This is a genomic window from Nodosilinea sp. P-1105, assembly GCF_012911975.1.
In the GTDB taxonomy this organism is placed as follows: Bacteria; Cyanobacteriota; Cyanobacteriia; order Phormidesmidales; family Phormidesmidaceae; genus Nodosilinea.
Genome location: NZ_SMDQ01000135.1, coordinates 1 through 3,836 on the forward strand (window position 1 = coordinate 1; position 3,836 = coordinate 3,836).

A 3,836-nucleotide genomic window follows, 5' to 3' on the forward strand; every position below is an offset into this window, starting at 1 on the left:
CAACTCTATTTTCAGCGAGGTTTCTATGCTCTATCCCTGATGCAGCAAGCTCTCTAGGTACGTTGTCACCCGTTAAGCCTCAGCAAACAGGCGGGTTACTTCCGCCTCAGAGTACTAGTACTCAGTTAATCTGATGATGACGGGGTCTGCGGCATGGGGTTCACGGCTTACGATCTATCGTTCAAGGCCAGCCGTAGACCGTAAACCGTGAACCGTAAACCCTGTCACAGCCCGTCACCTTTACCTTGACAGACCACTAACTAACAGAGGCGGTGTCTACATTTCCCTTTAAATACTCGAACACTGATTTATCGCCAATGTCAGGATCGAGGGGTTGAAAGGCTTTGCGCAGGGCAAACACCACAAACAACAAGGCCCACAGGGCCATCAGCCCTGACAACACAGGGGTAGATAGCAGCCCAAACAAGTGACCCAGCAGCACCAGAGGGACTAACGGGGTTAGTAGCTTAGTTTCAAAACGGTTAAAGCAAAAGGCCTCTTTGAAAAAGATGCCGGTTAACGCGGCAAAGGTGAACCCAATGCCCCATAGGGTTTGGGGATAGGCGATTACCGTGGCGGCAAAGGGCTGATCGACCCTATGGGCAATGGCTAAGGAGGCTAACCCTCCCGCTAGCCAAAACCCCTGGAGTAGGCGGTGTAGGGGAACCAGGTAAATGTGAATGGTGGCCAAGCTCAACCCCAGGGCTAGCCAAAAAAGCGTGTATAGAAGGCTAATGGCTTGCACGGCTAGGGGATTCTGGGGCCAGCCCAGGGCTAGGGCCGTGCCTAGGGCAAAGGCTAGGGCCGCCACCATCAGACCACTGCGATACACCACGACCCCACGGCGATCTTGGGCATCAATGGTGTAAGGGCCGAATTGGCCTTGGTAAAGGGTGGGTGAGTTGTCCATGGGCAGGGAACCTCCTGGGTTACGGCAAATGTCTAACGGTCTAGAGGGGTAACGCCGTTTGAGTGGGTAGGGTGACGGTAAAGCAGGTAGAACGATCGCCGCTCGTCACCCCAATATCGCCCCCGAGATACTGCACCAGCTTTTTCACCAGAGCGAGGCCCAGCCCAGTTCCCCCCTGCTTCCAGGGGTCAGCGCTGGGGACCCGATAGAACTTATCAAAAATGCGCCTCTGCTCTTCCGGGGGGATGCTAATGCCGGTATTGGTCAGGGTAAATTGCATCAGGCTAGAGCCTTGATTGGCGATGGAGGCTACATCTAGGGTAATCCGTTCTCCCGGCGGAGTGTACTTACAGGCGTTGTTCAGCAGTTCCGCCAGCACCCGTTCAAGGCTGGCCATGTCGGTGTGAATCACCGGCAGGGAGGGGGCCATAATCAGCTCTAGGGTTTGGTCACGGCTTTTGGCCCGGGTGACGAAACTGTCTGCCCAGGGGGGCAGCCACTGTTTCAGGGGAATGGGTTCGGTGCGGAGGGGATGGTTGCCCACATCCAGCCGTTGCAAATCCAACAGGTCGTTGATCAGGCTAATTTCCCGCTCGCATTCCTCTTGCAGAATATGGAAATAACGGGAGATGCGGGATTGCTCGGCTTTGGGTTTGTCCTGGTCAGCGGAGAGGTCAAACTCCTGGCTGAGGGTAACTCCCAACAGTTGCAGGGCAACCTTCATGCTGGTGACGGGGGTACGCAGTTCGTGGGATACCGTGCTGAGAAAGTCATCCTTGAGGGTATTCAGCCGCTCTAGTTCTTCCACCTGGGACTGGGCGGCTTGGTAAAGGCGGGCCTGGCGAATGGCGATCGCACATTGGTTGGCCACCTGTTGCACCAACCGAATTTCAATATCTCTAAACCCATGGTCGCGGCCGTTGATCAGCCACAGATCCCCCAGCACCCCCCGATCATCTAAAATCGGGCAGGCAAACATGGCCACATGCCCCCGATCGGGGTTAGGCTCCATGGAACAAAACTGAAAGTACTGCCCGTTTAGCAGCTGGTCATACACTTCGGGAAAGGCTTCCATATGAGACACTCGTCCCTGGTAAGCTGGTCCCGAGCTGTTGTATTCGTAATAGATTGTAGAGGTGCCCTGCTCCAGGTCATAGAGGGCGGCGTTCGACCCTTTGGCCGTCAGGGCGGCGGTGAGCTCTTTCACCGCCGTTTGCATGATTTGATTAACGTCTAGGCTGTCGCGCACCCGGTCTGTAATCCGCTTTAGGGTGGCCTCGAAATCCAGGGCGGTTTGCAACTGTTGGGTGCGCTGGGTCACCTGCTGTTCTAGATCGCTGTTGAGCTGCTGCACTTGGCTGTACAGTCGGGCCTGCTTAATGGCGCTACCCACCTGGGTGGCCACCTCCTGCAAGGTTTCCACTTCCCAGGGGTGCCACGGCCTGGGCTGGCGTTGGTTCAGGGCACAGACCAAGCCGTATAGGGCTTCCCCCTGCACAATCGGGATGATTAAGCAGGCTTGCACCTGGGCCTGATGGAGCTGAGCCCGATAGGGAGGCGGTAGGTTAGCCGTACTGATGTCGTCAATCATCAGCATCTCCCCCTGGCGGTAACGGGTGAGGTCAGTGGGGATAAAGCTAAGCATGTCTGAGCCAGGTCTCGCCATGGCGCTAGATTGACCCTTGACGGACTCGGCCACCACCCCCTGGTAGTCTGGGTCAAAACTGTAAAAGAGAGCCCAGTCGATTTTTAAGAACCGGCGCACCTCATTCACGGTGGTTTGCAGCAGTTCTTCCGGGTTCATGGACTGCAGCAGATGCTGGGCGATCGCCCCCAATAACCGCTCTCGCTCGGACTGGCGCTTTAGGGTTTGGCTGACCTGGCGCTGGGTGGTGATGTTTTGCAGGGTGGTTAAGACCAGCGGTTCCCCCGACGGTGCCTGCAGGGGTGATGCCTTGGCGATCACCACATTCTGTTTGCCAGCCGCATCAGGCAAGGTGACCTGGTACTCGTGCGCCCGGTCACCAGCCAGCGCCCCTTTTACCCCAGCAGCAAAGGTGCGTGCCACCGCAGGCTCAAACCTGTCAGATGGGGTTTGCCCCACTAAGCGCTCAGGGGCGTCTCCCATCAAGCCCCCACAGGCCTGATTCAAAAAACACCAGCGGTGCTGGCCATCTTGAATAAACACCGGAACGGCGATCGCATCTAGAACCTGAGCTAGGGCGGCATCAAACATTGCGCCAGCCGCCACAAAACCCGCCGCCGGAGCGGCGGCCATAGGCGGAGGCGACGGTTCAGGAACTGACATAGGACACTGATCTGAAAAGCGTAGGCCAAGGCCATAGACCCTAGCCCTATGGTAACTGGCTTAACCCAAAACCGAGCCATGGCCGCCAGTCGGCAAGCTGTCAGCCCATTAAAATGACGTTATCCAGCACATGAATAATGCCATTATCCGCCTCAATGTCCGCCATCAGCACTGTGGCATTTTTCACCTCAAAGGCTTCAGTGCCATCGATCGGGATGGGAGCTCCTTCTAGGGAGTCGACCTTGCCCAGTTTGATCAGCTCGTCCTGGGTGTATTTGCCCGCGACGACATGAAACTTGAGAATGCGACCGAGCTGGGGCGGGTTCTGCACCAGGGTTTGCACCGTGCCCGGGGGCAGCTTGGCAAAGGCGGCATCGTTGGGGGCAAAGACGGTAAAGGGCCCCGGACTTTGCAGTGCTTCAACTAGCCCAGCGGCCTGGACGGCGGCGACCAGGGTGGAGAAGCCTTCGGTGGTGGTGGCAATATCAACGATGGTAGGCATGGGTAGGCGGTGGATGGGTAGGCGGGTGGATGGGTAGGCGGTGGAGGGGGAGGCGGTGGAGGGTAGGGGGTGGATGGGTAGGGGGGTGGATGGGTAGGCGGGTGGATGGGTAGGCG

3 protein-coding genes are annotated in these 3,836 nt (G+C 57.4%); all 3 read right to left on the bottom strand.

Features of this window, described 5'->3' with window-relative positions:
• Positions 1–256: 256 nt before the first annotated feature.
• A complete protein-coding gene (locus tag E1H13_RS26230; protein WP_169617905.1) occupies positions 257–910 on the bottom strand; it encodes a DUF2301 domain-containing membrane protein in 654 nt (217 codons plus the stop codon).
• A 40-nt stretch (positions 911–950) separates the two neighbouring features.
• Positions 951–3,218, bottom strand: a complete 2,268-nt coding sequence (locus E1H13_RS26235) for a GAF domain-containing protein (protein WP_169617906.1) — start codon at positions 3,216–3,218, stop codon at positions 951–953.
• Positions 3,219–3,318: 100 nt separating this feature from the next.
• Complete coding sequence (locus E1H13_RS26240) at positions 3,319–3,720, bottom strand: fasciclin domain-containing protein (protein ID WP_169617907.1); 402 nt, start codon at positions 3,718–3,720, stop codon at positions 3,319–3,321.
• Between the last annotated feature and the right edge of the window lie 116 nt (positions 3,721–3,836).